Origin of the sequence: Paenibacillus sp. DMB5 (genome assembly GCF_001517085.1) — a bacterium.
In the GTDB taxonomy this organism is placed as follows: domain Bacteria; phylum Bacillota; class Bacilli; order Paenibacillales; family Paenibacillaceae; genus Paenibacillus_AQ.
In genome coordinates, this window is record NZ_LRAC01000031.1 from 54,412 (window position 1) to 77,575 (window position 23,164).

Below are 23,164 nucleotides of genomic sequence, written 5' to 3' on the forward strand. Positions count from 1 at the left end.
TTCAGCATGAAATACATTATCTGCGGCGGCAGCGGCTTTATCGGCCGTGAGCTCACTGAATTGTGGCTTACAGCCGGACATCAGCTCATTATCGCCGGACGCACGCTGCCCAAAGACGCATCTTCTCACCCTGCTCTAAGCTATACAACCTGGGACAACCTCGCAGCCAATCCGGAATTGGCTGAGAACGCAGATGCGCTGGTCAATCTGGCCGGAGCTTCGCTTAGCCAGCGCTGGAGCGCTGACGGTAAGCGGGCTATTATGCAGTCCCGGCTTGAAACGGTGGAAGCCGCCGGCAAACTGGTTGCGGTGCTTAAGCATAAGCCGCCTGTCATTGTGCAGGCTTCCGCCGTCGCCATATACGGCACCTCGCTCACGGATACCTATAACGAGGATTCACCTGCTCGGGTGGTAGATTTCCCCTCAGAGGTGGTCCAGACCTGGGAGGCCGCCGCTGATGCAGCCTATCAGGATATACGGCTCATCAAGCTGCGGACAGGTGTTGTGCTCGGCAACGAAAGCGGAGCCTTTCCCAAGATGAAGCTGCCGTATAAGCTTGGCTTTGGCGGGAAAATCGGCAGCGGCAAGCAGTGGCTCTCCTGGATCCACCTGGAGGATATCGCCAGACTGATCGATTTCTGCATCATCACTCCTGAAATCACCGGACCCGTTAATGCCACCGCCCCCAATCCGGTGACTAACGAGCAGTTCGGCCGGATGATCGGCAAAGTCTACCATCGTCCGCACTGGTTTCCGGTTCCTGCATTTGTATTAAAGGCAGCTGTTGGCGAGCTGTCGGAAATCCTGCTGGAAGGCCAGCGGGTACTCCCCTCCAAAGCAGTAAACCATGGCTTCACCTTCAGCTATCCGACTCTGCAGCCGGCACTGGAACAGCTGAAATCAGAGAAGCGATGATTCATTCAGGCCGTTCGAAAAGTATAGCTGCCCTTAATAATTGTAAAGACGCTGCCTTCGGTCAGCGGATATTCTTTATAAGGAATCATAGGGCTTCCCTGATACAACGTCCCGTTCCGCGAGTCCAGATCCTTAATAATGTAACCGGCAGGGCCTCTGGAAATTTCCGCATGCACTCTGGAAGCCCCCTCGGACTTCTCTACATACTGGGCTACATCAGGTGAACGTCCGATTATGAAGCTTGCGCGGTCCAGTTCAATCTTCTCGGGTGCTCCATCCTCATCTGCCCCGGTGCGTTCCAAAAAGGGCCCGGCAGGGCGAAGGGGCAACTTCGCCTGCCCGCTAATCGCACTATCGCTGGCCGTAAGCAGCGCTGTCGCCGCCACAGCAGCGGGCTGAGGCGGCACTTGTCCCGCAGCCCCAAATAACGAGCCCCCGGAATTCTGCCTCACCTGTGAAGTCAGCTTCTGTTCACCCCCCTGCTGAATATGCAGCCTTGCCGGCACTACCGGATTTCTGCCAAAATCCCACTCCGAACGGGGCGGTTTTTGGCTCACACTGCGCTCCCGGGTCCCAGCTAATGCAGATTCAGGTCTCTCTCTGCTTTCGTCAATGACAGGGTCCTGCACAGCCATAATCCTCCCGCTCCACACCATCCAGCTTACAGCCGCAAATATAGCAGTAGCGGCAATACAAACAGCCAGCCAAATGGTCATCGGCCTGTCCAGGTACAGGAACTTCCAGAGCAAGGCATCAGCCAGAACAGCACCAAATACAGTATAAGTTCTGTAGGAAGAAGGCACTGTGACGGCGGTTTCTCCTGCATCCTCCTGATCATCTGACACGACTTCCTCACTCAGCCTCAGCTTTGGCAATCCGTTTCCCCATCGCTGCTCCTTAGCGTGGTTACTGTCATTTGCCGGTTCCTCTGAACGGGCACTTAGCTGCCTCTGCTTCATAGATATTACAGAAGCTTCAGGAGTGGCAGAAAATCCTGCCGCTACATAAGCCTGCGGGCCCTCTCTAAGCCGGACTGGTATTTCCCCCGATACAGCATTTCCCCCATCAGACGGCACCTTTAACGATACAGCTTCTATACTGCCTGCAAGCTTCCCGGCGGCGGAATGATCTTCTGCGAGCAGCTCTGCCAGCAGGCCCTTGAGCCCGGACGGTGAAAAATCCCCGCTCCCGCAATACTGAAGTAATCGCTGCAGCCCGCTTCCCGATAACTCCGTCACAGATGCAATGAGCACCATAATGAGTGACTTCACTGCTTCTCCGGGAGATATTGGCGTTCCTGACGGCTGCAAAGGTATGTAAGTAAGAAACACCTTGCCGCTGCCAAGCGGCCCCTCAATAAAAATATAATCCTTATGAAGCGCGTACTGCTCAGCCCGCAGCATGTATTGTCTGCCTTCCTCCATTCCCCGGGCAATCTGCAGCAGCAGGCCGAAGAGCTCCGCCATACTCATTTTTTCGCTTTTTAGCAGGTGACTGAGCATTTTACGCCGGGATACGGCGTACTCAAGCGTCACCTTAAGATCAATTTCCCTAAGCAGCAGCCGCAGATGATGCGGGATAGCAGTGTTCATCAGCATCTTCGCCTGGACCATATTCAGCTCTGCCAAAGATAATCCGCCGGCAGTACCAAGCTGCATGGAGATGCCGTCCTGTTGTATGAAATCACGGTTTAATCCGAACATGATCTATCACCTCCCATCTAAAAGCAGTAATAGGTATACAGAAATCCGGGAATCACGGCCAGCATGAACGGAAATCTCAGCACCTCACTGCCTGCACCGCTTCTTAAAAGAGCAGGCCTCTGCAACAGCAAAAGTCCGGCGGTTCTGCTCAGTGTACTGCGGATTCTCCCGGCTGCCTCCCGTCTAAACAGGACAATGATCCAGCCGATTACCGCCCCGAATAATATGGAGTACATAATGACCTGAAAGGTAAACCATATCCCTGTCCAGGCTCCGATTCCCGCAAAAAGCTTTACATCTCCCGCCCCGACAGCTCCCATACCATACAGGAGCAGGAGAACGGCAAATCCGGCAGTAGCACCGGTTAGTGCAAACAATAACCCGTGACCTCCGGATACAACGCTCCTTGCCAGCAGTCCTGTTGTAAGGGCAAATACAGAAATCCAGTTTGGTATCCTCATCCACCGCAAATCTGTGACAAAGGCCGCTGCCAGAATCATCAGACAGCCCCCAAAGGCCCACCCTGCCATACCGTCCCCTCCTTTATTTATAATCTTTTTACGACTCTAAAAACTGCCTCCAGGCTGGTGCCATCCTCTAGCGTTATGATAAACGTCCAGGAGCCGGGTGTCGTATTCACCCCTATCTTCCACTCCCATTCGATGTACCCGGACTCGTCGGCCTGCTTCCAGCCTAAATGCCTGGCTGTACTTTGGCCGCTTTTGTAGAATATCGAAAGATTAGCCGTTGCTCCCGGGGGAACCTGAACCCTGATTTTTCCCTGCTTGTTGGCAACACCAGGGTCGGGCTTCTCCAGTACGACGATATAGCCTTGCGGCTCTTCAGTTCCGCTCTCTCCGCCCTGTCCCGAAGCATCGGTGTTCCCTACCCACACCCGTTCTAAACTGCTCGCTTCCAGGACAATTGCTTTATTCAGAAAAGGCACCTTCATCGGGAGCTCGTAACTGACAACCAGTCCGAAGTACGGGCGTGTACCCTTCTTCAAATCAGGAATAGTGACATTGGAGACATGGATCCGTTCATAATCAAGCCAGTCTGTGGCCAGATAGGGCTTCATTATAGGTTTAAGCACATGATCAAGCACAGCCTCCGAGGTCTCTGCCTGCAGCTCCTGCAGAGGGCCCTCTGCCCGCTGCACAGCCGCTCTGACCCAATCATTGATAGGTGCTGGCATCTCATCTACGTAACTGCCGCTCCACTCCTCAAGTGACAGGCGGGGAATACTCCACATCCCGGATGAAGCGCCTGCAGCCGCTTCATCCGCTATTCCCCCGGCATTTGCAGCAGGATCTGCCGGACTCGGGCCGCCACTTTCTGCCTGACCCCATTTCTGTGCCGCCAGCGCCGCCGGATAGATATGCGTGGATATCACTTTGACTGTGTCAGATGCCGTACTTTGCAGTGCCGTCGAGTATAGGGTCATCTGAATGATAAAAATCAAAAACAGGACAAACAGCAGAAACAACGGGAGCACCATCGCCGCTTCAACAACCATACTGCCTTCATCCCGCTGCTTCTCGGGATTCTGATTCCGGCCCTTCATTCTTCCCTCCTTCTGCTAATAGGAAAAGTCAGCCTGTACGGTTCGGTAGTATACCTTACCTTCTACCCCACCCGGCAGACCGGAGGCATAATCCAGCAGCTTCACTGCCCCCGGCAGGAACCAAAGCCGCAAGCCCGTACGGATGTCAGCAGCCGCATACGTAAACCTTTCCTGCGGGTTGATCCCTGTATTCAGCCTGATTAATGCAAGCATACGGGACAATTGCGTTTCACCTGCCCCATGCAGCAGCATGAACAGCCGCAGATAACCGCGGTAGTCCAGCTTTACGGGCAGATATTTGGACATAACCACCTCTCCCGTCCTGCACAGCATGAGCATGTCCTGAACCGCCTGCTCAACCCCGTACAGCAGCGCTGCCGCCAGGATAGCCAGCGGATTACTGAGCCGGGCATTCTCGATAAAGCCTTCCATGGTCCGGATTGCCAGCCTCAGCGCAAAAATCTCGCTATATGCTGCTGCCACATTGCCTGCAGGATTATGAAACCCGTACAGGATATACTCAAGCTCCTGGAAATGGGGATCAAGCTGGCCCGCCAGGGCAGAGACCACACTATCACCCGATTCTGCTGCTGCAGTTAGAGTCGAGAGGTCAAAATGCGGAAAATAAAGTGCAGCATACTCCGTTTGGAACAGCCTGTCTCTTGCACCAGTCATTATGCTGTCTATGGATGTGTATAGTCCGTCCACCTTCCCCATTGCGGAGCCGGCGGCGGAATAAATATCTGTGCTCCCGGAATCTGTAGCTGCAGCGGTCTCCTGAGCATGATTAAACCGGACACTCTCCCCGTAGTATTTCCGGAGCGTACTATAACGCTGCCCGGCCGCTGCTGCATTATCGCCAAAGCTGCGGAGCTGGTCCACCAGCTTCATAGCTTCCCCCAGCTTAACCTTGGCTACTTTCTCCATCTGCTTGCGTTCACCGTCGGAGGTGCGGCGCGACTCGATCTTGGCCGTCTCTGCAGAGATTGCCGCACCTGAATTACCGTAATTCTGCAGATACCCGGCAACGGCCTGCGAAGCATTTAATACAGCCTTGTTCATACGGGAAAGGTCAGCGTACAGTCCGGAAGCTTCAGTAAGTACAGCAGGCAAGGCGGATACAGCCGGTTCAAACGCCTGTGCGGCCTGCTCCTGGACGCTTATATTCCGTTCCATTCCGCTGAGCTCATCCGGCGATAAAATAAGTGCATCCTCCTGTTCACGCAGTTTATCCAGTGCCTCTGTACCAATGGTGCTTTCACTGCCGGGGATGTCCCAGCTGCCTGCCGAGGCCTGGCCGGCTTCAGCTCCGCTGCTTCTGGACTGATCAAGCACATTTTTCATTTGGGTATTAAGCTCCGCTGCCTGCTGCAGCGCCGCTCTGGCCTCAGCCATAAGAGAATCATGCTTCAGCCTGGCAGCAGACAGAGCTTCCGGTATCCTGAAGATCAGGTTCTGCGACTGCTGCAAATAGCGGCTGATGTCATACTGATACCTCTCAGGATCCTTCTCTCTGTCACGGTACAGATCCGTGTAGTATTTGCCTACATAATCGTTATACATGGCTGCAATATCTGCAGCTGAGTCAACATTGCTTAAGGAGCGGGCACTGATATAATCCTGCGGCGGATTCATAATTGTCTGCTGCAGACTCCTTGCGCTCTCTGCAGCCTGCCGCCGCCGTTCCAGCATCTGATCAAGTGCAGCTTCACGCGCATCGTAGAGGGGCTGAAGCTTGCCGAGCACCTTCGTGGAGCGCGAGGCTTCTCCCATTGCCGCTGACAGCGGCTTGAATTTGCCGGCCAGTTCAAGAGCGAAATCGACCGGGGCTTTATACTTCATCTCCTCGGCGATCTGCCGGCGGAAAATATCATAGCTTCCGATCGGCCTGCTCCAGTCCAGAGCAGAGCTATCCAGCTTGACGGGCAGCAGATTAAAGGCGTCTCCCCGGCCGCTCTCAAACAAATTATCATTCAGTACTGCAGACAACAGCTGGCCGCCGTCATCGCCCCCGAAGGCAAACAAGCCGTAGCTCTCCTGCAGGCTGAGGTCATAAGAGGACATTACAGACCGGACCGCCGCCCTTGCCAGCCGTTCCTGCTGCACATTGGCAGCGGCAATCCTTGCATAGTCAATCAAAACAGCTGTGAACAGGAAGACAAAGGCGAGTGCCGCAATCAGAAAGATCGAGACGGATCCGCCGGTTTCCTTTATCCATAATAATGTCCGCCTTCTGTAATGGCGCAGATCCGCCAACACATGATGTACATGCCTCATATTGCCCCGCTCCTTCCTGTCTGTTATCCTGCCTTACCAGTAAACAATCGGCTTCTGCAGTTTCATTTCTTCAGCACATTCAGCATTTTTGCGGCATCCTGCTTATCCATGCCTGTTCCGGAGCTGCCGTACTGTCCACCACCGCTCTTAAACTTTGCACCATAATAGCGCATAAGCTCGACAGTACGGATGAACTCTACCGGTTCTGTGACTACAGACCGTGTCGTTACGACAGGCACTGCCCCATCCTCCAGCAGCCCATCCAGCATGGGAAGCTGAAGCATCCGCTTCAATTGGGCGCTTATTGTACGGCTCGCCATACTGTAGCTGTAGATAAGCTCCCCGGTCATATTAGCCGGAATATTCTCTGCAGACTGCCAGAGCTTTACCTCAGGCAAAGCCTGCTGAATACCGGCAGCCGGCACAGCGAGCTTCACTCCCCCATTTAGCGCCCCTGTACCGAAAAGGGAGGCAAGCAGACCATCTTCACCGATCCGCCAATATAAGGAATCATATTCTCCGGCAGCAAACTCCCCGCTGGTCCCCTTATGGCTGTTGTCCCAGTTGTATACAGCCCTTTCAGCTATCACAGAGGAAGCCTGCAGCAGCATCGTTCGCTGATAGGTATACAGGCTGAAGAACAGGAGCAGCATGATAATTCCCATAATGATAGGCAGCAGCAAAGAGGCCTCAATAGTGAAGCTGCCTTCCTCACTCCGCAGATTCATTACTCAAAAACTTCCTGGCTCTTGCTTCCTGCCGTACTGATCAGATCCTTGACTACCTTGACAATTTCCGTACGGAATACAAGAACTACCGCAATCAGTACCGCGATGATCATAATCATCTCCAGCGTGCCCAGCCCCTCTTCATCCTTCCACAAGCGTCTTGCTGCTTCTGCTATCGTTATCATCATTGTCCTCATCCTCCTACATTTTGAGCATCATGATTGCAGGTGTTCCCACCAGCACAATTACAATCAAAAAGATAAGCACCATCGGGAATACCAGCTTCGAGGAAGCCTGTTCCCCGCGTGTGCGGCTTAGCGCCTTGCGCTTCTCCCATAACATCCGTGACAGATCACGCAGAGACAGTACAAAATCTGCACCTCCCCTGCGGTAATTCAGCAGCACCGTAGTGGTAAACAGCGACACCTCCTGAACCGCGCAGCGCTTGCTGAAATTCTCAAAGGCCTGCTGGAATGAATAGCCGCCCTCCCATTCGGTAATCATTGTGAACAATTCTTTATAAAGCGGATGGCTGTAATCCCCTTTGCGGCTCTCTACACAGCGGACAATCGCCCGCTGCACAGTCTCGCCGGCACCAACCAGCAGTACAATGCTGTTCAGCAGCTCCGGCAGCTCCAGCATAATGTTCTGCTCCCGCAGCTTTACTTTCTTGTGCAGATCACTTACCAGGGCGGCCGGCAGAATCAGCGCCAGCAGCACGCCGAGAATGAACCCTGCCTCCTCACCGCTAAGCAGGGTCAGCAGGCCACCCCCAAGCATAAACAGCCAGCTGTAGCTGAGCATTTCGCCCGTGAAGAGCAGTGTCCGCTCCGGGCTGTAGCGCACACCGTAGGTACGCTGCAGCGAGCGCTGGATTCTGAACATGACCGAGGGCAGATGGCTGCCAATTCGCCACTTCTCGATCAGCAGCAGAAACGGCTCCCCGGCCGCCCGCAGCCTCAGTCCCTCCATCGGGAGACTCCGCAGCCCGGCATAGCGCCGGCCGCATTTCATGCGCAGCAGAAGCCAGCCAAGAACCAGCACACTTGCTGCAGCACCGCTTACCCAACGCATGTCCTCACCTCCAAACGGCCTTACCGCTCTATAGCGGAATATCCATAATCTTTGTCGTCCACCGGTAACACAGGAACAAGCCGGCTAATGAAAGTGTAGAAATAGCCATGCCTGCGCCGGTGTACATAGGCTGCATGTAGTCACTAGCGGTCAGGCTCATAAACAAAACCATCAGCAGCGGTGCCGCCAGCAATGCCTTGGCTTCAAACTTCTTCTGGGCGATACTTACCGCAATGTCCTGCTGGATATCCAACTTCTCTCCAATAATGGTGGAAGTGCGGCGTACTACTTCAACCAGATCACCGCCAGTACGCTTACAGACGGTAAATACATCGGCAAACCGTTCAACATCCTCCATTCCAGCCCGGCGGCTAAAATCATGCAGCGCCTCTTCAACAGGCTGGTTGTATTCCATCCTCGTGCAGATAATGGACAGCTCGGCCAGCATATCGCTGTTCCCCTCGGGATCAAGCAGCTGGAGGTCGGCTACCGCTTCGCGGAAAGCATTCTCCACAGAGCGTCCGGCAGACAGCGAGGAGGAAAGTGAAAACAGTGTCTGCTTAAACTGCAGGTTAAGTGCAGAGCGCCGCCGGTCCTTCAGATATTGGCGCAGCATCCGCGGCGCATAAGCTCCGGCCGGAACCAGCAGCATAGAGATCAGCAGCTGATGATAAAACAGATAACCGATGCCGAACATCAACAGCCCGCCTGCCAGCAGTGCCGCTATTTTCAAGCGGGGAGACAGCATGTAGACGGTATAATCCGGCAGCTGCGGCCTGCTCTCTGCCCCCTCCTCAGCACCTGGGATAACACGTTTTCTGACTTTTCCCTGCCGGGAGGCAGGCTTCTTATCCGGCTGCTTCAGCATACCGCCTCCTTCATCCCGGGTCCGGCTGCAAAGCCCATCAGCGGGTACTGATAAATGCCGGCCAGCTTCAGCTTTCCGGCATGCAGCAGGGGATTGCTGCATGCCGCAAGGCTGCCCTCAATCTTCCCTTCGCGCTCCCCGGTTTCGCGGAACTCGTACAGCGGGTTCAACACCACCTCCCCTTCCTGTAGTCCGGCCACTTCGCAGATTTCCACCACCCGCCGCGAACGGTCCCGCAGCCTCGAGAGATGTACAAAAATATCAATGGCCGAGCTGATCTGCTGCCGGACTACGGCAACCGGAAGATCTGCTGCACTGAGCACCATTGTCTCCAGCCTGCTGAGCATATCCCGGGCACTGTTAGAATGTCCGGATGACATGCTTCCAGCGTGTCCTGTGTTCATCGCTTGCAGCATATCAAGGCATTCGGCCCCCCGCACCTCCCCAACAACGATACGGTTAGGTCTCATCCGCAGGGAGGAGCGGATCAGGTCACGGATGGTAATCTCCCCCCGCCCCTCCGTGTTGGCATTCCGCGTCTCCAGAGAGACTAGATTCGGCACAGTAACAATCTGCAGCTCGGCTGAATCCTCAATCGTGATGACCCGTTCCTGGGGCGGTATGAACTGGGACAGTGCGTTAAGGAAGGTGGTCTTCCCTGAGCCGGTCCCGCCGCTGATAAAAATGTTGTAGCCTGCCGCCACAAAAATCTGCAGCAGCTCTGCAGCTTCCCCGCTCAGCGCGCCCCGGCGCACCAGGTCATTCATCGTCATCGGTGTTTCAGGGAATTTGCGGATGGTCATGGCCGGCCCCTTCAGCGCAACCGGCGGCAGCACCACATTGACCCGGGAGCCATCCCGCAGCCGGGCATCTACAATCGGCGAAGAATCATTGACCACCCGGTCTACACCGGAGACCACAGTCTGAATGATGTCCTCCAGCCTGCTCCTGGACTCAAAGGCCAGCGGCAGCCGCCGGATCTGTCCCTCCTCCTCCACAAAGATCTCTTCATGGCTGTTGATCATAATCTCGGTAATCGCCGGATTATCAACCAGAGGCTGCAGAATATCGAGACCGCGGAAGGAATCGAACAGCTTCTTTATCAGTTCATGCTTCTCCTGGGCGGTCAAATAACGCAGGCTCTGCATCCCTAGAATCGTCCGCTCAATATAACTGCTGAGCTCGCGGTTCCCGACGGATGCTGTGACGTCAAGCCCGGCACGGATATCCCGTTTCAGCTTTCTGAACAATTCCTCATTCATGCAGACTACCTGTGAATACTTCCGGGAGCAGCGGCTCGATGATGTCCCGGCACAATTGCTGTACACCTGCTATAAACGGCAGTGATTCCAGACAGAGCTCCACATGATGCTGCAGCGCCCAGGCCGGGATATAAGAAAGCACACCTGCCGGTTCAAGCCCTTCCAGAGCCGCACTGTTGTACCCGGAAGCTTCAGCAAAGTTCAGAATGAACCGGCTTTTATCCCGGACATCCTGCGGCCAGCCGGAGTGGGCATAGCTGCCATGCTCCAGCCATTTGACCGTCTTATAAAGACTCGTCTCATCACTCCTGAGCATCCATAGCAGCACGCCGCAGCGCTTCAGCACTGCCTGCGTCCGTTCCTCCTCAATGCAACCTGTATCAACAAGCACAACGTCGTAGTGGCCGGCTGCAGCAAGCAGATCCAGCAAATCCAGCGTATCGGGCTCTGTCATCTGCAGCATCTCCTTGAAATTCTCCACCGGCATGAATCGGTCACAGCGCAGAGCCTCATGCCTGCATACATACCTGTCCAGTTCAATCTTCTCCGCCGCACGTTCTCCGCCGTCCGGATATCCAGCCTTCAGCTCATACAGCAGCTGTTCCAGTCCCTGTGCCTTAGGAGCAGGCATCCGAACAAGTACACCGCTGCTGTCCACGCTCTCCAGGTTCAGATAGAAGACGGACAGGCCCGTTGCGGCAAGCTGTTTGGACATGTTGAGCGCAAGGGTTGTTTTGCCGCTGCTGCCGCTGGCCGAGACTATACCGAGCAGCAGTGTCTTCTCTCTGCGGGCAGAAACGGGCCGGAGACGCCTGACCTCGCACAATTGGAGAAGGGATTCCAGAAGTGACGGCAAGGACTGATATTTCTGAATGACCATTCCGCCTGCCAGACTTTCATTGTTACCCGCAGTTCTTCCATCCTCGCTGAGAACCGCCCACGGCACGGTGCTCTTCCCTTCCACCAGCCAGGCTTCAATAAAGACAAGATCGCCCACTACCGCATCCACCGGCTCTCCGCTGCTCATAAATTCCATAAAGGTATCCAGCCTGCTGAAGGCGGAAATTCTCAGCAACTCCCCGTAGTCACTGTGATGCAAATAATGCAGTAAGGGTTCGATATATTGGCTCTCGCGTACGGCCAGCACTACTCTTGCCGCCATAACCGCCACTCTCCTCTCTGACAAAGCAAAAAAAGCACCGTCAATAACCGTAGAAACGGTCATTGAACGGTGCTTCCGCTCGTAATCCTTTAATTTACAGCTATAGTAGCATATATGCAGAAGGGCGGCAATCTTTTTTTGAAAATAATATTCCTATAAGTACCTCCAAAGCTCCCTGGTACACCATGTCCATTATGGGATATATACCCAAAGTGCATTAAAGGTTATACTGGTAGTTGGTAAAGAATTGCCAGACAAAACCATTTATCTACAAAGGAGACCTGCCACAAATGAAATTACTGCCCGGATTTATCGCTGTCCTTACTTTATCCAGTGCAATCAGCCTCTCCGCGTCTGCAGCCGAGAAACCGATTACAGTCCAGATCGACCAGCAGCAGCTTAAGCTTACCACAGGCGCACCGTTAAATGACGGCCATGCGATTCTCGTACCGATGCGGCCTATCTTCGAGAAGCTGGGCCTGAGCGTCGTTTTTGATGCCAAGACAAGCACCATTACGGCAACCAAGGAAGGGCTGGTCATCAAGCTGCAGCTCGGCAGCAAAAACGCCAGCATTAACGGTATCGTCAAGCCGCTTCAGACCGCCCCGAAAATGATCAAGAACGTCACCTATGTGCCGATCCGGTTTGTAAGTGAAGCCACCGGCAATCACGTAGTCTGGAATGCTGCTACCAGAACCGTTGAGATCACAAGCCTGCAGGCCACTGACGAAACCGCCTCCGTTGCTGACTTTTTCAGCAAGTATGTGAAGTATTCTAATGAAGAAAGCTATGACGGCTTTATGGGCCTTATTGATTCCAAATCACCACTCGCCCAGATTGGTACACAGCTCAAACAGCAGTTCGAAACCTATAATCTCAAAGTTTCTGTAGACCAGCTGAACATCGTCGATGCCAAAACCAACGAGGTGACGGTACATACCATCGAGACTACTGAAAAGGTTAGCGGACCGTTTATGCCAAACAGCCAGATGGAATATATTTATTCCCTCACCCGCAGCTCCAAAGATGCCGATTGGAAGATCAGCAATATTCAGCTTCAAGCCGTGAAGTACAGCCTGCCGGAGGGGGCCCTGACAGCTTCCGTAACCGTACCAAAAGCAGATGAAGATGCCATCAAGGCTGTATTTGCCGCCAATATGGACTACACTAACAAGGAAGATCTTGAAGGACTGATGTCGACTATTGATGAGTCCTCCCCTGGTTATGAGCAGAACAAAATAGTGGCAGCCCAGCTTTTCCAGGCTTATGACCTTCAGGGTACAGTAGAATCGTCGAAGGTTATCGATTACACAGGCGACACAGCCGCCCTATATACAGTACAGTCCATCAAAAAGCTCAAGGGACCGCAGTTCCAAGACAGCCGCAGCACAACAGTCACTACGCTGAAAAAAACAGCAGACGGCAAATGGAAGCTTGTGCAGAGCTACCCGCTTTCTTCCGAGCCGCTTAAATAACATATTGAACCAGCACAAAAAAGCAGCGGGAATCCTCCCGTTGCTTTTTTGTTTTAACTTTACAGAAATCTTCGCTTAATATCAGGTGTTGGGAGCAGACATGACTCATCCCGTCCGAACCAGCGGTAACGGTTCCGCGCAACCAGCCTGTACACCGCATTGCGCAGCGGAGAAGGCACGATAATAAACAGGTATGCCGCCGGCCACGGAAAACGTAATTTACCGGCAATGCGCAGCACAGCAGAAGATTCCGTATAGATCCTTCCGTTCTCCAGCAGAACCACCGTATCCAGCCGGTTAGGCTCAAGCCCTGCAGCCAGCAGCAGCTCACGCCCCTTGTCACTCTGCAGCGGAGCGAACTTTATCCGGCCTATGGGATCACGCGGAATAATGAACCGGACCAGCCCCTGGCACAGATGACAGACACCATCGATCAATACAACTGCCTGCCCCGCTTCCAGGCTTATTTCCTTTTTCACACTCCGTCCCCCTTTGCATACCGCCAATCGTATATAAAACAAAAACGCGGGATAGCTCCCGCGCATTTATTGTCCGTCCGTTACATTATTCGGCAATCGCCTTTTCAATCCACTGGTCACCGATCATCTGATCTTCGAAATCAGCGGTGTATGCTTCCATGCACTTGCAGATGAAGTCCTTGCGGCACACCGGGCATGGAGTTTTAAGCAGGCGGCTGATGTTCGTCATTTTCCATTCCGGATTCCGGCTGTAAAACGCGCGGCATTGTGTTCCGTCAGCAGTTTTGATAATAAATTCGTACAAGCCCACTTTATCATTGCTGCTGGCTTTGGTCACGCTCGTAATTTTCGGTCTGTAAGACATCTTCATCACCCATTATCTAAATTTTTGGTTCTGATAGCACACGTAGCTTTAACAAGTACTTAGACATAATAAAGATTTTTGGGGGTGATGTCAACCGAAGTACGCGCTGCCGCCGCCTATTTGTCCCGCCAACCAGACTTCCGTCTCTATTTAGCCATTTTTCCCAAAAATACAGCTTTATAGTCAACTTAAACGATATTGAGCTCCACATCTATATTTCCGCGTGTTGCTTTGGAGTAAGGGCAGAATTCATGCGCCTTCTTGGCCAGGTCCTCAGCCTGGGAACGTTCAATGCCCGGCAGGCTGATGTCCAGTCTCACACCCAGCTTAAAGCCGCCGTCACTCTCATCCTTACCGATCAGCACATTGGAGGTAACCGTAACATCCTGAAGCTTAACGCCCTCTTTACGGGCAATATTGGCGAGCGCACTCTCATAGCATGCCCCGTATCCTGCTGCAAACAGCTGCTCAGGGTTGGTACCGTTACCTCCGGGTCCGCCAAGCTCTTTAGGCATCTTCAGATCATGCTTGAGAACGCCGTCTGAGGATTCTACCGAACCTTCGCGTCCACCCTTAACCGTCGCTGTCGCTGTATACAAAGCTTTTAATGTGGTCATCGTTAATCTACTCCTTTTTGGGAATCCATTTTTGACTTACACACACTTAAAATTAAACTACAGGTATTTTTTGAAACGATGATACCGGTCTTGTCACAATCCTTACGCTTGCATCTTAAAATATATAGTGTAAAATTAAATTGTGATAAATTTATGTTCGGGAGGCCTGATTCATGAGCATTTATGATTATGAAGCCAATACCCTGCGCGGCCAGGAAGAGTCGCTCTCCAAGTACAAAGGCAAGGTGCTGCTCGTCGTCAACACAGCCAGCAAATGCGGATTCACCCCCCAATATAAGGGTCTCCAGGAGGTCTACGATAAATTCAAGGACCGCGGCTTTGAGGTGCTCGGCTTTCCGAGCAATCAATTTGCCAGCCAGGAGCCTGGTGAGAGTGAGGATATCGCCGAGTTCTGCGAGATTAATTACGGGGTAACCTTCCCGATGTACGAAAAGGTCGATGTCAAAGGCGATAGCGCGCATCCGCTATTCAAGTATTTATCAAAAGAAGCACCAGGCGTCCTGGGATCCAAAAGCGTCAAATGGAACTTCACCAAATTTCTCGTGGATCAGGAGGGCCGGGTGCTGAAGCGGTTCGCCCCTTCGACCACTCCTGACCAGATCGAAGCCGATATCGCCAAGCTGCTGGACTAGTTCATTTTTATTTCTGGCCACACCAAAAAACTCCCTCACCCGGCAAAGGCCGGATACAGGGAGTTTTTTTCATAATACAGTTACCATTTCATAAGGACAGCAACGATAGCCAGCAGGGCAGGTACAGCTTGAATATACAAAATGGATCTTTTGGCTGTCAGGCTGCCGACAATTCCGGCAATCAGCACGCAGCTGAGAAAAAATAGCTGGATATGCCGGCCTACAGCGGCATCCGGATAGAAAATTCCCCAGATCAGCCCCGCTGCCAGAAATCCGTTATACAGTCCCTGGTTAAAAGCGAGCCCCTTCGAATCCTGCGCTACCTGAGCTGTGGTGCCGAATGCCTTCTGCCCCTTCGGTGTCGCCCAAAGGAACATTTCCAGATAGAGTATGTAGATATGCAGTAAGGCAATAATCGCAACCAGAACTACACTTATTGTCATGTGATTCCCCTCCGCGGTTAATTGTATGACCATTATATCACTAACAATATTATTTTACACAATTAATTCACATCATTCTATATCTCTACATCTCAAGTCTCTTAGATTCTTCCATGAGATAGGCTGAATCCCACTGCAGATTCCTCACACAATTCAGAAGCTACGATTATTAAGATAAAAACTTGAAGCAAACAACCGCTTATTGCTAATATTGGGTCATATGGTATTAGTTTCATCAAAAAGAACATTATAAGGAGTCCTTTAATGAAAAATCGGCGGTTTACTATTATTGCTACTGCTCTGGTGCTCGTAGTTTTGGGATTCGGATTGTTCCTATACTTTAATCATTCCTCAACTTTCGATGAAGCTATAAGAAAGTCATTCAATTTAAATAAGGTTAGCGAAATAGAAATTATTCAGATAGACGGCCCGGATGAAAAGAGTGTAACCATAACTGATTCAAAAACAATCAACAAAATCATGTTAGTGTTTTCTGAATTGAAGTTGAAAAAGGATTCTTTTTCAGATATTGAGTTTGACCATTCTTATTGGATTACAGTAAAGGGAGAAAACAATCAAAACGCAGCTGGAATCACTTTATATGACAATCATTATTTAAATTTATTTCTGTATAACTTAGATACTTCAAAAAATCAGTCATTATCTTACAAAATAACAAATGATTTTGCTCTTCAATTAATAACAGAGTTATTCAATTGAAAAGCCCGAAGTCATCAGCTGTTAGGATTAGGAAGCGTTCCTTTGAATAAAAGTAGTCCTGCTTAGAGATTACTCAACCAGCCACGCCTTAGCCTCCTCCGGATCGCTATAATATTGAATCGGAACCGTAAATTGCCCAGCCTGCTTCCGCAAATACCTGTGGAGCCGGTGTCTGCTGAAATAATCCCCGACGATCGCCACCTTTATGATATGGGACTCCAGCCTGGCCAGATTGCCTGCAAATTCAAGCATTACTTCCTTCGTAAGCCGTGTTTCGTAAAAATCCACCCATACAGCAAGACGTCTAATCTGCCCTAAAATAAAAGCTTCCTCCGCTTTCATTAAATTGAACAAAGATTCGCTATTGGAGTGGAAGCTGCCGTATTTCAAACAGTGTATTTCTCCGCCCTTGTAGTGATACGGGAAAATGGAACCTCCAGGAGATTTGACGATCATCCGAATATCCCTCCACAAATTTTGTCCATAAGGTTATAGTAAAAAAACAGGGCAGCAACTCTCGTCTAGAGAATTACTGCCCTGTTGTTTGTTCTGTTCAAAAATATGATGCGGTAGAGAGGACTCGAACCTCCACGAGCGTACGCCCACTACCCCCTCAAGATAGCGTGTCTGCCATTCCACCACTACCGCGCGGTGTGTTTCAAAAACTAAAGCTTTGTCTGAGGCCAACATTCAATATTATAAACCGTTGTGCAGCAATTGTAAAGATAGCCTGTCAGGAATTTTCTTCATCCTGTTTCTGCCTGCGGTATCGGGTAAACGCTATGTACTCCTTGATAAATTCCTGCTCCTTGGGCAGCAGCTCTTCACTTTGGCAACTCAGTTGCCTCATTTGGGCAGAAAAATACGCTTCTCCTTCTTCACGTACTCCATCAACCGTGGATTTGCCCAGAATCAGCCAATCCAGGCTGACATGAAAAAATTCAGCGATGTTGATCAGATGCTGAGTCCCCGGCGTAGACTTTCCGCGCTTCCAGTCCCCAAAATTACCTGAGCTGATATGAAGATGCTCATAAAAATACTTTTTCGTAATTCCCCTCTGCTTGATCAGATATTCAATCCGCTCATATATCGACTGCATCGGACCCGCTACCTCCACAACATTTTTTGACGTAAAAACGTTATTTTTATTGTAAAATGACGTAAAAAAGTGTATAATTGGTTATTATCAGTTCCAAACGATTATATCATACGGCTGGATGGTCGATAAGAGGTGAAGCCTGTTGAACAGCAAGCGTCCTGTGACCCCCTATGGCTGGGCGATCAAACAGAGGCTGACGGAATTACAGCTTGATCAGAAAAAATTCTGCGAGCTGCACGGAATTCCGCCATACCGCCTGTCCAATCTGATACATGGTACACGGAAAGCCGAGCGCTACCGGCGTCAAGTATCCGAGCTTCTGAATCTGCCTCCATCTTGACTACCTATCCTGCAAGCACTCAAGGAGCGATAATCTTGCCATTAAGCTTATCTATATCCCTTACTTCTTCTCTTAACACGCTGACACATAAAGCTCTGGTTATAGACAGAAGCGGAATCATCCTGTTTATTAATGATCATTATAACGCATATTTGGAGCATTGGGGGCTGTCTTCGGCCATAAGCATGACGGGCAGCCATTATCTGGAGCTGTTTGAAGAATGGATCGCTATTCCTGTTCAGCTGACAGCATTGGATAATGCGGTGCAGCATGTCCTTCAGGGCGGACGCCTGATTTCCAGCTCCGAATTCATAATGCACATTCCTGATCAGCCTGACCGCGTATTCAGTCTGGACGCTTTTCCGCTATTTACAGAGCGCTCTTGCGGCATTCAGTCCCTTATTCTCTCCCTTCACGACAAGGGACCCGCTAAACCGCGCCAGCATGAGCATGTCCGCAGCTGTCATCCTCTGCGTCCCCGCCGTATTTCCGGCAGTCTTGTACCCATTTGCGCTTCCTGCAAATCAGTCCGCGGCAGCAAGGAGGAATGGATCACGGTTGAGCGCTTCCTTCAGCTTCAGCTCTCACTGCAGTTTACCCATGATATATGCCCGGATTGTATACGCCAGCTCTATCCGAAATACGCCGGGGTTCTCAACCAGTAGTTCTACTATTTATATGTTTACAATAAGGCTCATTTGCCTCAAGCAGGCGCCGGAACAGAAAGACCATATTCAGCAGCAGCAGGTTTTCAGATTCTCTTAGTGAAATACCGAGCTGCCGCTCCAGCTTCTCAAGCCGGTATGCTGCCGTGTTGCGGTGGATGTACAGCCGGGAGGACATTTCATTCATGTGGCCGTTGCAGGACGCATACGTTTCCAGCGTCAGCAAGAGTTCAGGATCATACCCGTCTCCTGCCAGCAGGCTGCCAAGATAACGGTCGACGTATAGCCGCATCTGTTCTCTGGGAATCCCCCGGACAAGCAGCATAAGCTCTTGTTGAACGGCGGATAATCCGCCGGCTGTTGCCATCATCGCTTTCCCTCCTTCGAATGGTCCCGTGCCGTTTACCCTCAGCCTGATTACAGGCTTATATTCATAGCACCCGAATAGACTGCCCCCAGCTCCCTGCCGTTACCTGGATTTAGAAGCCCTTCGCTGTCGTTATACATTATCCGTCCCCGCAGCAGTGTCTTTTTAACCTTACACCCGAACGGGCGGCCGATATACGGCGAAGTCCGGTGCTGCTGATAGAGGTCCGATGCCTGCAGTGTATATGAGGTATTAAGATCGACAACTGCAAGATCGGCGTCGCAGCCTATTGCGATGCGCCCCTTCACTGGATCCAGCCCAAACCGCTCCGCGGGAGCCCCTGACAGCAGACGTGCCAGCTGCGGCAGCGGAATACCCCGTTTTAGATGTCCCTCATCCAGCATCAGCTCAAGGGTACTCTGTACTCCCGCGATGCCGCCCCAGGCCTCGAACATATCCGTACCGGTCTTCAGCTCTGCCGGGCAGGGCGAATGATCGGAAGCCAGGAAATCGAACCAGCCTTCCTGTAATTTATTCCACAACTTGTCCTGCTCTTCCGCATTACGCAGGGGAGGCGCACATTTAGCAACCGCGCCCATGGCCGCGAAATCGCTGTCGGTCAGACAAAGGTAATGGGGGCAGGTTTCCAGTGTCACATCGAGTCCCGAATTCCGGGCCTCCCGGATGCGTTCCGCAGTAGCCCCGCTGCTGATGTGAACAAAATGCAGACGGCATCCGCTTTCGGCTGCATAACGCAGCGCCGTCTCCACCGCCTCCACCTCCGCTGCTATGGGACGGGAGGCGGTATAGCTCTCAGCACCGAGATGCCCCTGGCTGCGGGCTTCCCGGGTTAAGCGTGCTACAATGGGCTCATGCTCCGCATGGAGTGCCAGCACCTTTCCCGTCTCAGCGATAATCCGCATCCCTTCTTTGAGGGTACGGTCGTCCGAACGGCGGAACGCTTCCTTATCCTTGTCACCCGGAGAGGACATGAATGCCTTGAATCCGATCACTCCCGCCTGTGCCAGCAGAGGCAGGTCCTTAAGATGGCCGGGCATTAACCCGCCCCAGAAGCCGTAATCGGCATACGTTCTGCCCGAAGCACACTCTCTCTTCTGCTGAAGTGCGCCGAGGGTAACGGTTGGAGGAATGCCATTGAGCGGCATATCCAAAAAGCAGGTTCCCCCGCCGCTGCAAGTGCAGCCGACCCCGTCCGGAATCCTTCCCAGGAGCCTAGTCCCGGTTCATTGAAATGCACGTGCGAGTCGATTACACCCGGCATCACGGTCAACCCCCGGGCATCCACCACAGCGGCCCCAGCCGGATCGATATTCTCTGAGATTTCAGAAATTACACCATTTACAATGCCAATATCCTTGCGCTCTACGGCTGATTCTGTAACGATATGTCCCCCGGTGATAACGAGATCATATGAAGTCGCGGATTCCATGCCCTCTCTCCTCCTGTTCTTGCTGACTGTAACCGTTCATACCACGGAACTCTACGATTGGATACCGATCAGCCTTGCCGGATTGGTGGCTACCATCCGGTATATATCATCCGGGGAGAACTGATAATCCAGCATGCTGGCAATCATTGTCCTCATCCCCTGTACCGGTGTTGACGCCGCGCGGATGCCGTAATCGGTGCCTAGCACGAACTGGTCGATCCCGACTTCACGGATCGTCTTCATCCACTTTGTCGCATTTGAGAAGCGCCCGAGCTCCGCACCCATATCCATGTATTCCCGCTCCACATAATAATGTGTCCGGGGAACATCAGGATACAGCCAGTCCACAAGACAGGCCTCCAGAAAAGCGCCTCTGGCCGCCGCCGCTTTCTGCTCATCTATAGTCATCTGGCCGCGCACCGGATGGGCAATCAGCACCTTGGCAATACCGTATTGCTCAGCTAGATCCAGCAGACGGAGCGCCTCCGGGACAGATACATGACCCGTGTTCAGATATACCTCCGGATGTTCAGCGACCATACTCAGAATTTCGTCCAACGCTTCCGGAACAGGTCCTTCCAGCGGGATTGATGTCGCCACAGGCAGCTCTTTCTCTGCAAACTCCGGAAAAGCGTCCTTGAACGGAACCAGCTTGCCGCCAATAAGTGTTGACTCCCGTTCTGCAGAATGGCGGGTACAATGCGATCCGAAGCTGATGAAGCGGCAGCCCTCCTCCATGTGCAGCGCAGTTTTCACAGAACGCGGGTTCATGCCGCCATGGCAGGAATTCATCAGATAGCCTCCATACGTATGAATGCCTGGCACATGCCGGTTTACAACCCAAGCCATTCCTGAAGCCCAGCCAAAAACATCATAATAGACAATGCTTTTCATGCCTGCAGCAGCGGCTTCCTGCGCCACCTGGATTGGATCAAGATGCCCGGGATTGGAGTTCAGCACAGGACCGGCGTGCACATGACTGTCAATGGCACCGATCAGCAGCTCATCCGGCAGCTCCATTGACCTGCGGTAAAAGGATTCATTCCATCGCGAACGGTCGGGTGTCCGCAGCTGCGGCTGTTCCTGATTGTAATTGTTATTTAGCATAATATCCCTCCAATAGTGTGAAGTTATAGCGGCTATGCGGTTTATCCCTTGACTGCGCCTGACATAACGCCGGCGATAATGCGCGAGCTGAATGTAAAATAGATTAAAGTAACAGGCAGCATGGACAGGACCATCCCCGCCATCAGCTGGGGATAGTTGGTACTGTGCTGAGACTTAAAGTACGACATCCCAAGCGGAACTGTCCGCAGCGACTCATCCTTGAGCAGTACGAGCGCAAAAGAAAATTCGTTCCAGCAGGAGAAAAACTGCAGAATGGCAACTGTGGTCAGCACCGGTACGGCGATCGGGAAAATAATGCGGAACATCGTTCCGCTGAAGCTGAGACCGTCGATGGCTGCCGCTTCTTCAATTTCTCTTGGAATGCCGACCACGTAGCTGCTGACCAGCATGATTGGAAGAGACAGGTTAAAGGCGATATACGGAATGATCAGCGTGTACCACTCGTCTGCCAGGCCAAAATTTTTAAACAAGAGATAGATCGGAACAAGCAGGGCATGAATCGGCACAAGCATACCGAACAGGTAATAAAATATCAGAGCCTTCTTTCCCTTGAAGTCCAGCCGGGCCGTGATGTAGCCTGTTACGAACGAAATCGCCGTAATGCCGATAACCGACAGGAGTGTCACCCTCGCGCTGTTCCATGACAGCTGGAGCATGTTCGTAATTTTGATGGCCTCCAGATAATTTCCGAACTGTGGCGCACTGGGCAGGCTGAGAATGTTATTGGCAAATTCCGCTTGTGTTTTCAGGGATGAATAACCAATCCAGAGCAGCGGTATAATGCAGCTGGCGGTAAAAAGCAGCATTAATGTGTTCACCAGCAGCTTGGCCGAACCGGGAAACAGCCGGCGGGAGCTGGTTTGCGATTGTAATTCCAGCTGGAGCTCCATTAATACGCACCTCCCTTTTGATTCTCCCGGCGCTGAAGCGCAAGTGTCGAGAGCAGGATTATGAGCATGGTCAATGCAATAATGGCAATAGCCAGCGCTGAACCATATCCGTAACGGAAGCGCAGAAACGATGTCTGGTACGCATAAAGCGCCATTACTGAGGATGAGTTGCCCGGCCCCCCTCCGGTCAGTGCGTAGATATGCTCAAAGCCGCGCATATTATTGGCGATGCAGAGCAGAGAGGCAACAACAAGGGTCGGCTTGGCCAGTGGAATGATGACATACCAGGCCTTACGGGCACCCGTAGCCCCGTCCAGCTCGGCAACCTCCAGAACTTCCTTGTTAATCGATGACAGCCCCGCCAGCATCAACAGTGTAAAGAAGCCGATATTTTGCCAGGAGAGAGGAATGGAAACCAGGAGAACGATCGGGCCTGTCAGATCGAGCCAGGATTGCACCAGGTCGCCAAGACCGAGCTTGGTCAGTCCGGCGTTCAGCAGTCCGTAGTTATAGTTGTAGATGAGCATCCAGAGGAATGCGATGATTACAGGAGCCAGCGTGGATGGAAAATAACTCATTGTCCGGTGCAGTCCCTTCAGCTTGACCATTTTGGACATCAGCAGCAGAGCAAAAATAAAGGCGAGCCCTACTTGTCCAATCAGGCCGTATACCGTCATAAGCACATTGTTCAGAAAGGATTGCCAAAACACCTCATCCCGAAGAAGCTCCATGTAGTTCCCTATGCCGATATACGTCTTTTTTGGGCCCCCAGTCCATGAGTAGAAGCTGTAACGGAAAGCCGAAAATATGGGAACCAGCACAACAAAGGAATATATTATAAGTCCCGGAAGCAGATATGCCAGAAGCACCCAGCCCTTCGGGCGCAGCGCCTTACCCATGACCTCACCCCTCTAAAAATAA

28 protein-coding genes and 1 tRNA gene are annotated in these 23,164 nt (G+C 52.0%); 6 read left to right on the top strand and 23 right to left on the bottom strand.

Annotated elements, in window-relative coordinates; translation table 11 throughout:
• The first annotated feature begins 6 nt into the window (after nucleotides 1-6).
• Nucleotides 7-915 carry a TIGR01777 family oxidoreductase gene (locus tag AWJ19_RS06345; RefSeq protein WP_068722204.1) on the top strand — a complete coding sequence of 303 codons (909 nt, stop codon included), beginning with the start codon at nucleotides 7-9 and terminating at the stop codon, nucleotides 913-915.
• Nucleotides 916-920: 5 nt separating this feature from the next.
• Here AWJ19_RS06345 and AWJ19_RS06350 read toward each other — a convergent pair whose 3' ends face one another.
• The 10 genes from AWJ19_RS06350 to AWJ19_RS06395 all read right to left on the bottom strand — a co-directional run bounded on the left by AWJ19_RS06350 (nucleotide 921) and on the right by AWJ19_RS06395 (nucleotide 11,553).
• Nucleotides 921-2,618, bottom strand: a complete 1,698-nt coding sequence (locus AWJ19_RS06350) for a DUF6382 domain-containing protein (RefSeq protein ID WP_068722205.1) — start codon at nucleotides 2,616-2,618, stop codon at nucleotides 921-923.
• Between the two features lie 17 nt (nucleotides 2,619-2,635).
• Nucleotides 2,636-3,148, bottom strand: coding sequence for an A24 family peptidase (locus AWJ19_RS06355; protein ID WP_068722206.1), 513 nt, complete (start codon nucleotides 3,146-3,148; stop codon nucleotides 2,636-2,638).
• 17 nt (nucleotides 3,149-3,165) lie between these two features.
• Nucleotides 3,166-4,182 carry a TadE/TadG family type IV pilus assembly protein gene (locus AWJ19_RS06360; protein WP_068722207.1) on the bottom strand — a complete coding sequence of 339 codons (1,017 nt, stop codon included), beginning with the start codon at nucleotides 4,180-4,182 and terminating at the stop codon, nucleotides 3,166-3,168.
• Between the two features lie 15 nt (nucleotides 4,183-4,197).
• Nucleotides 4,198-6,459, bottom strand: coding sequence for a hypothetical protein (locus AWJ19_RS06365; RefSeq protein WP_082707728.1), 2,262 nt, complete (start codon nucleotides 6,457-6,459; stop codon nucleotides 4,198-4,200).
• Nucleotides 6,460-6,521: 62 nt separating this feature from the next.
• Nucleotides 6,522-7,187, bottom strand: a complete 666-nt coding sequence (locus AWJ19_RS06370) for a TadE family protein (protein ID WP_068722208.1) — start codon at nucleotides 7,185-7,187, stop codon at nucleotides 6,522-6,524.
• Complete coding sequence (locus tag AWJ19_RS06375; RefSeq protein ID WP_068722209.1) at nucleotides 7,187-7,375, bottom strand: Flp1 family type IVb pilin; 189 nt, start codon at nucleotides 7,373-7,375, stop codon at nucleotides 7,187-7,189. Before AWJ19_RS06375 ends, AWJ19_RS06370 begins: the two co-directional genes overlap by 1 nt.
• A gap of 13 nt (nucleotides 7,376-7,388) precedes the next feature.
• Nucleotides 7,389-8,261: a type II secretion system F family protein gene (locus AWJ19_RS06380; RefSeq protein ID WP_068722210.1), complete on the bottom strand. Its 873-nt coding sequence runs from the start codon at nucleotides 8,259-8,261 to the stop codon at nucleotides 7,389-7,391.
• A gap of 28 nt (nucleotides 8,262-8,289) precedes the next feature.
• The gene (locus tag AWJ19_RS06385) at nucleotides 8,290-9,009 is read right to left on the bottom strand and encodes a type II secretion system F family protein (protein WP_241781625.1); all 720 of its coding nucleotides are present in this window, start codon (nucleotides 9,007-9,009) and stop codon (nucleotides 8,290-8,292) included.
• 113 nt (nucleotides 9,010-9,122) lie between these two features.
• Nucleotides 9,123-10,391, bottom strand: a complete 1,269-nt coding sequence (locus AWJ19_RS06390) for a CpaF family protein (RefSeq protein ID WP_068722211.1) — start codon at nucleotides 10,389-10,391, stop codon at nucleotides 9,123-9,125.
• On the bottom strand, nucleotides 10,384-11,553 hold the full coding sequence (locus AWJ19_RS06395; RefSeq protein WP_068722212.1) for an AAA family ATPase: 1,170 nt from the start codon (nucleotides 11,551-11,553) through the stop codon (nucleotides 10,384-10,386). Before AWJ19_RS06395 ends, AWJ19_RS06390 begins: the two co-directional genes overlap by 8 nt.
• A gap of 290 nt (nucleotides 11,554-11,843) precedes the next feature.
• On the opposite strand from AWJ19_RS06395, the gene AWJ19_RS06400 reads away from it, so the two are divergent.
• Nucleotides 11,844-13,028 carry a copper amine oxidase N-terminal domain-containing protein gene (locus tag AWJ19_RS06400; RefSeq protein WP_068722213.1) on the top strand — a complete coding sequence of 395 codons (1,185 nt, stop codon included), beginning with the start codon at nucleotides 11,844-11,846 and terminating at the stop codon, nucleotides 13,026-13,028.
• Between the two features lie 59 nt (nucleotides 13,029-13,087).
• Here the strand turns inward: AWJ19_RS06400 and AWJ19_RS06405 are convergent, their stop codons facing one another.
• The 3 genes from AWJ19_RS06405 to AWJ19_RS06415 all read right to left on the bottom strand — a co-directional run bounded on the left by AWJ19_RS06405 (nucleotide 13,088) and on the right by AWJ19_RS06415 (nucleotide 14,488).
• Nucleotides 13,088-13,507: a thiol-disulfide oxidoreductase DCC family protein gene (locus tag AWJ19_RS06405; RefSeq protein WP_068722214.1), complete on the bottom strand. Its 420-nt coding sequence runs from the start codon at nucleotides 13,505-13,507 to the stop codon at nucleotides 13,088-13,090.
• 85 nt (nucleotides 13,508-13,592) lie between these two features.
• Nucleotides 13,593-13,871 carry a hypothetical protein gene (locus AWJ19_RS06410; RefSeq protein ID WP_068722215.1) on the bottom strand — a complete coding sequence of 93 codons (279 nt, stop codon included), beginning with the start codon at nucleotides 13,869-13,871 and terminating at the stop codon, nucleotides 13,593-13,595.
• Between the two features lie 188 nt (nucleotides 13,872-14,059).
• Nucleotides 14,060-14,488, bottom strand: a complete 429-nt coding sequence (locus AWJ19_RS06415) for an organic hydroperoxide resistance protein (protein ID WP_068722216.1) — start codon at nucleotides 14,486-14,488, stop codon at nucleotides 14,060-14,062.
• 173 nt (nucleotides 14,489-14,661) lie between these two features.
• On the opposite strand from AWJ19_RS06415, the gene AWJ19_RS06420 reads away from it, so the two are divergent.
• Nucleotides 14,662-15,141: a glutathione peroxidase gene (locus AWJ19_RS06420; RefSeq protein ID WP_068722217.1), complete on the top strand. Its 480-nt coding sequence runs from the start codon at nucleotides 14,662-14,664 to the stop codon at nucleotides 15,139-15,141.
• An 80-nt stretch (nucleotides 15,142-15,221) separates the two neighbouring features.
• On the opposite strand, the gene AWJ19_RS06425 is transcribed toward AWJ19_RS06420, so the two are convergent.
• Entirely contained in the window at nucleotides 15,222-15,584 is a 363-nt protein-coding gene (locus tag AWJ19_RS06425; protein WP_068722218.1) for a DUF1304 domain-containing protein, read from the bottom strand.
• Between the two features lie 264 nt (nucleotides 15,585-15,848).
• Between AWJ19_RS06425 and AWJ19_RS06430 the strand changes: the two genes are divergently transcribed.
• On the top strand, nucleotides 15,849-16,304 hold the full coding sequence (locus AWJ19_RS06430; RefSeq protein WP_068722219.1) for a DUF5301 domain-containing protein: 456 nt from the start codon (nucleotides 15,849-15,851) through the stop codon (nucleotides 16,302-16,304).
• A 69-nt stretch (nucleotides 16,305-16,373) separates the two neighbouring features.
• Here AWJ19_RS06430 and AWJ19_RS06435 read toward each other — a convergent pair whose 3' ends face one another.
• From AWJ19_RS06435 to AWJ19_RS06445, 3 genes are all read right to left on the bottom strand, one after another.
• Nucleotides 16,374-16,760, bottom strand: coding sequence for an STAS/SEC14 domain-containing protein (locus AWJ19_RS06435; protein WP_068722220.1), 387 nt, complete (start codon nucleotides 16,758-16,760; stop codon nucleotides 16,374-16,376).
• A gap of 109 nt (nucleotides 16,761-16,869) precedes the next feature.
• Nucleotides 16,870-16,952 (bottom strand) — tRNA-Leu (locus tag AWJ19_RS06440).
• 85 nt (nucleotides 16,953-17,037) lie between these two features.
• Nucleotides 17,038-17,403 carry a helix-turn-helix domain-containing protein gene (locus AWJ19_RS06445; protein ID WP_068722221.1) on the bottom strand — a complete coding sequence of 122 codons (366 nt, stop codon included), beginning with the start codon at nucleotides 17,401-17,403 and terminating at the stop codon, nucleotides 17,038-17,040.
• Nucleotides 17,404-17,545: 142 nt separating this feature from the next.
• Here AWJ19_RS06445 and AWJ19_RS06450 point away from each other — a divergent pair, with 142 nt between their 5' ends.
• Together AWJ19_RS06450 and AWJ19_RS06455 are read left to right on the top strand one after the other, a co-directional pair.
• Entirely contained in the window at nucleotides 17,546-17,743 is a 198-nt protein-coding gene (locus AWJ19_RS06450; RefSeq protein WP_068722222.1) for a Rha family transcriptional regulator, read from the top strand.
• A 35-nt stretch (nucleotides 17,744-17,778) separates the two neighbouring features.
• Nucleotides 17,779-18,408 carry a PAS domain-containing protein gene (locus AWJ19_RS06455; RefSeq protein WP_068722223.1) on the top strand — a complete coding sequence of 210 codons (630 nt, stop codon included), beginning with the start codon at nucleotides 17,779-17,781 and terminating at the stop codon, nucleotides 18,406-18,408.
• On the opposite strand, the gene AWJ19_RS06460 is transcribed toward AWJ19_RS06455, so the two are convergent.
• The 6 genes from AWJ19_RS06460 to AWJ19_RS06480 are packed head-to-tail and all read right to left on the bottom strand — an operon-like array spanning nucleotide 18,398 to nucleotide 23,142.
• Nucleotides 18,398-18,778 (bottom strand): helix-turn-helix domain-containing protein, encoded by a 381-nt coding sequence (locus AWJ19_RS06460; RefSeq protein WP_068722224.1) that lies wholly within the window; start codon nucleotides 18,776-18,778, stop codon nucleotides 18,398-18,400. The genes AWJ19_RS06455 and AWJ19_RS06460 overlap by 11 nt on opposite strands.
• A 47-nt stretch (nucleotides 18,779-18,825) precedes the next feature.
• On the bottom strand, nucleotides 18,826-19,941 hold the full coding sequence (gene allB / locus AWJ19_RS06465; protein WP_241781626.1) for an allantoinase AllB: 1,116 nt from the start codon (nucleotides 19,939-19,941) through the stop codon (nucleotides 18,826-18,828).
• Nucleotides 19,833-20,225, bottom strand: a complete 393-nt coding sequence (locus AWJ19_RS36305; RefSeq protein ID WP_241781623.1) for a hypothetical protein — start codon at nucleotides 20,223-20,225, stop codon at nucleotides 19,833-19,835. Before AWJ19_RS36305 ends, allB begins: the two co-directional genes overlap by 109 nt.
• A gap of 51 nt (nucleotides 20,226-20,276) precedes the next feature.
• On the bottom strand, nucleotides 20,277-21,332 hold the full coding sequence (locus tag AWJ19_RS06470; protein WP_068722228.1) for a DUF6282 family protein: 1,056 nt from the start codon (nucleotides 21,330-21,332) through the stop codon (nucleotides 20,277-20,279).
• 41 nt (nucleotides 21,333-21,373) lie between these two features.
• The gene (locus AWJ19_RS06475) at nucleotides 21,374-22,243 is read right to left on the bottom strand and encodes a carbohydrate ABC transporter permease (protein ID WP_198536476.1); all 870 of its coding nucleotides are present in this window, start codon (nucleotides 22,241-22,243) and stop codon (nucleotides 21,374-21,376) included.
• Nucleotides 22,243-23,142 carry a sugar ABC transporter permease gene (locus AWJ19_RS06480; protein ID WP_068722229.1) on the bottom strand — a complete coding sequence of 300 codons (900 nt, stop codon included), beginning with the start codon at nucleotides 23,140-23,142 and terminating at the stop codon, nucleotides 22,243-22,245. The genes AWJ19_RS06475 and AWJ19_RS06480 overlap by 1 nt, the downstream gene beginning before the upstream one ends.
• Nucleotides 23,143-23,164 lie beyond the last annotated feature (22 nt).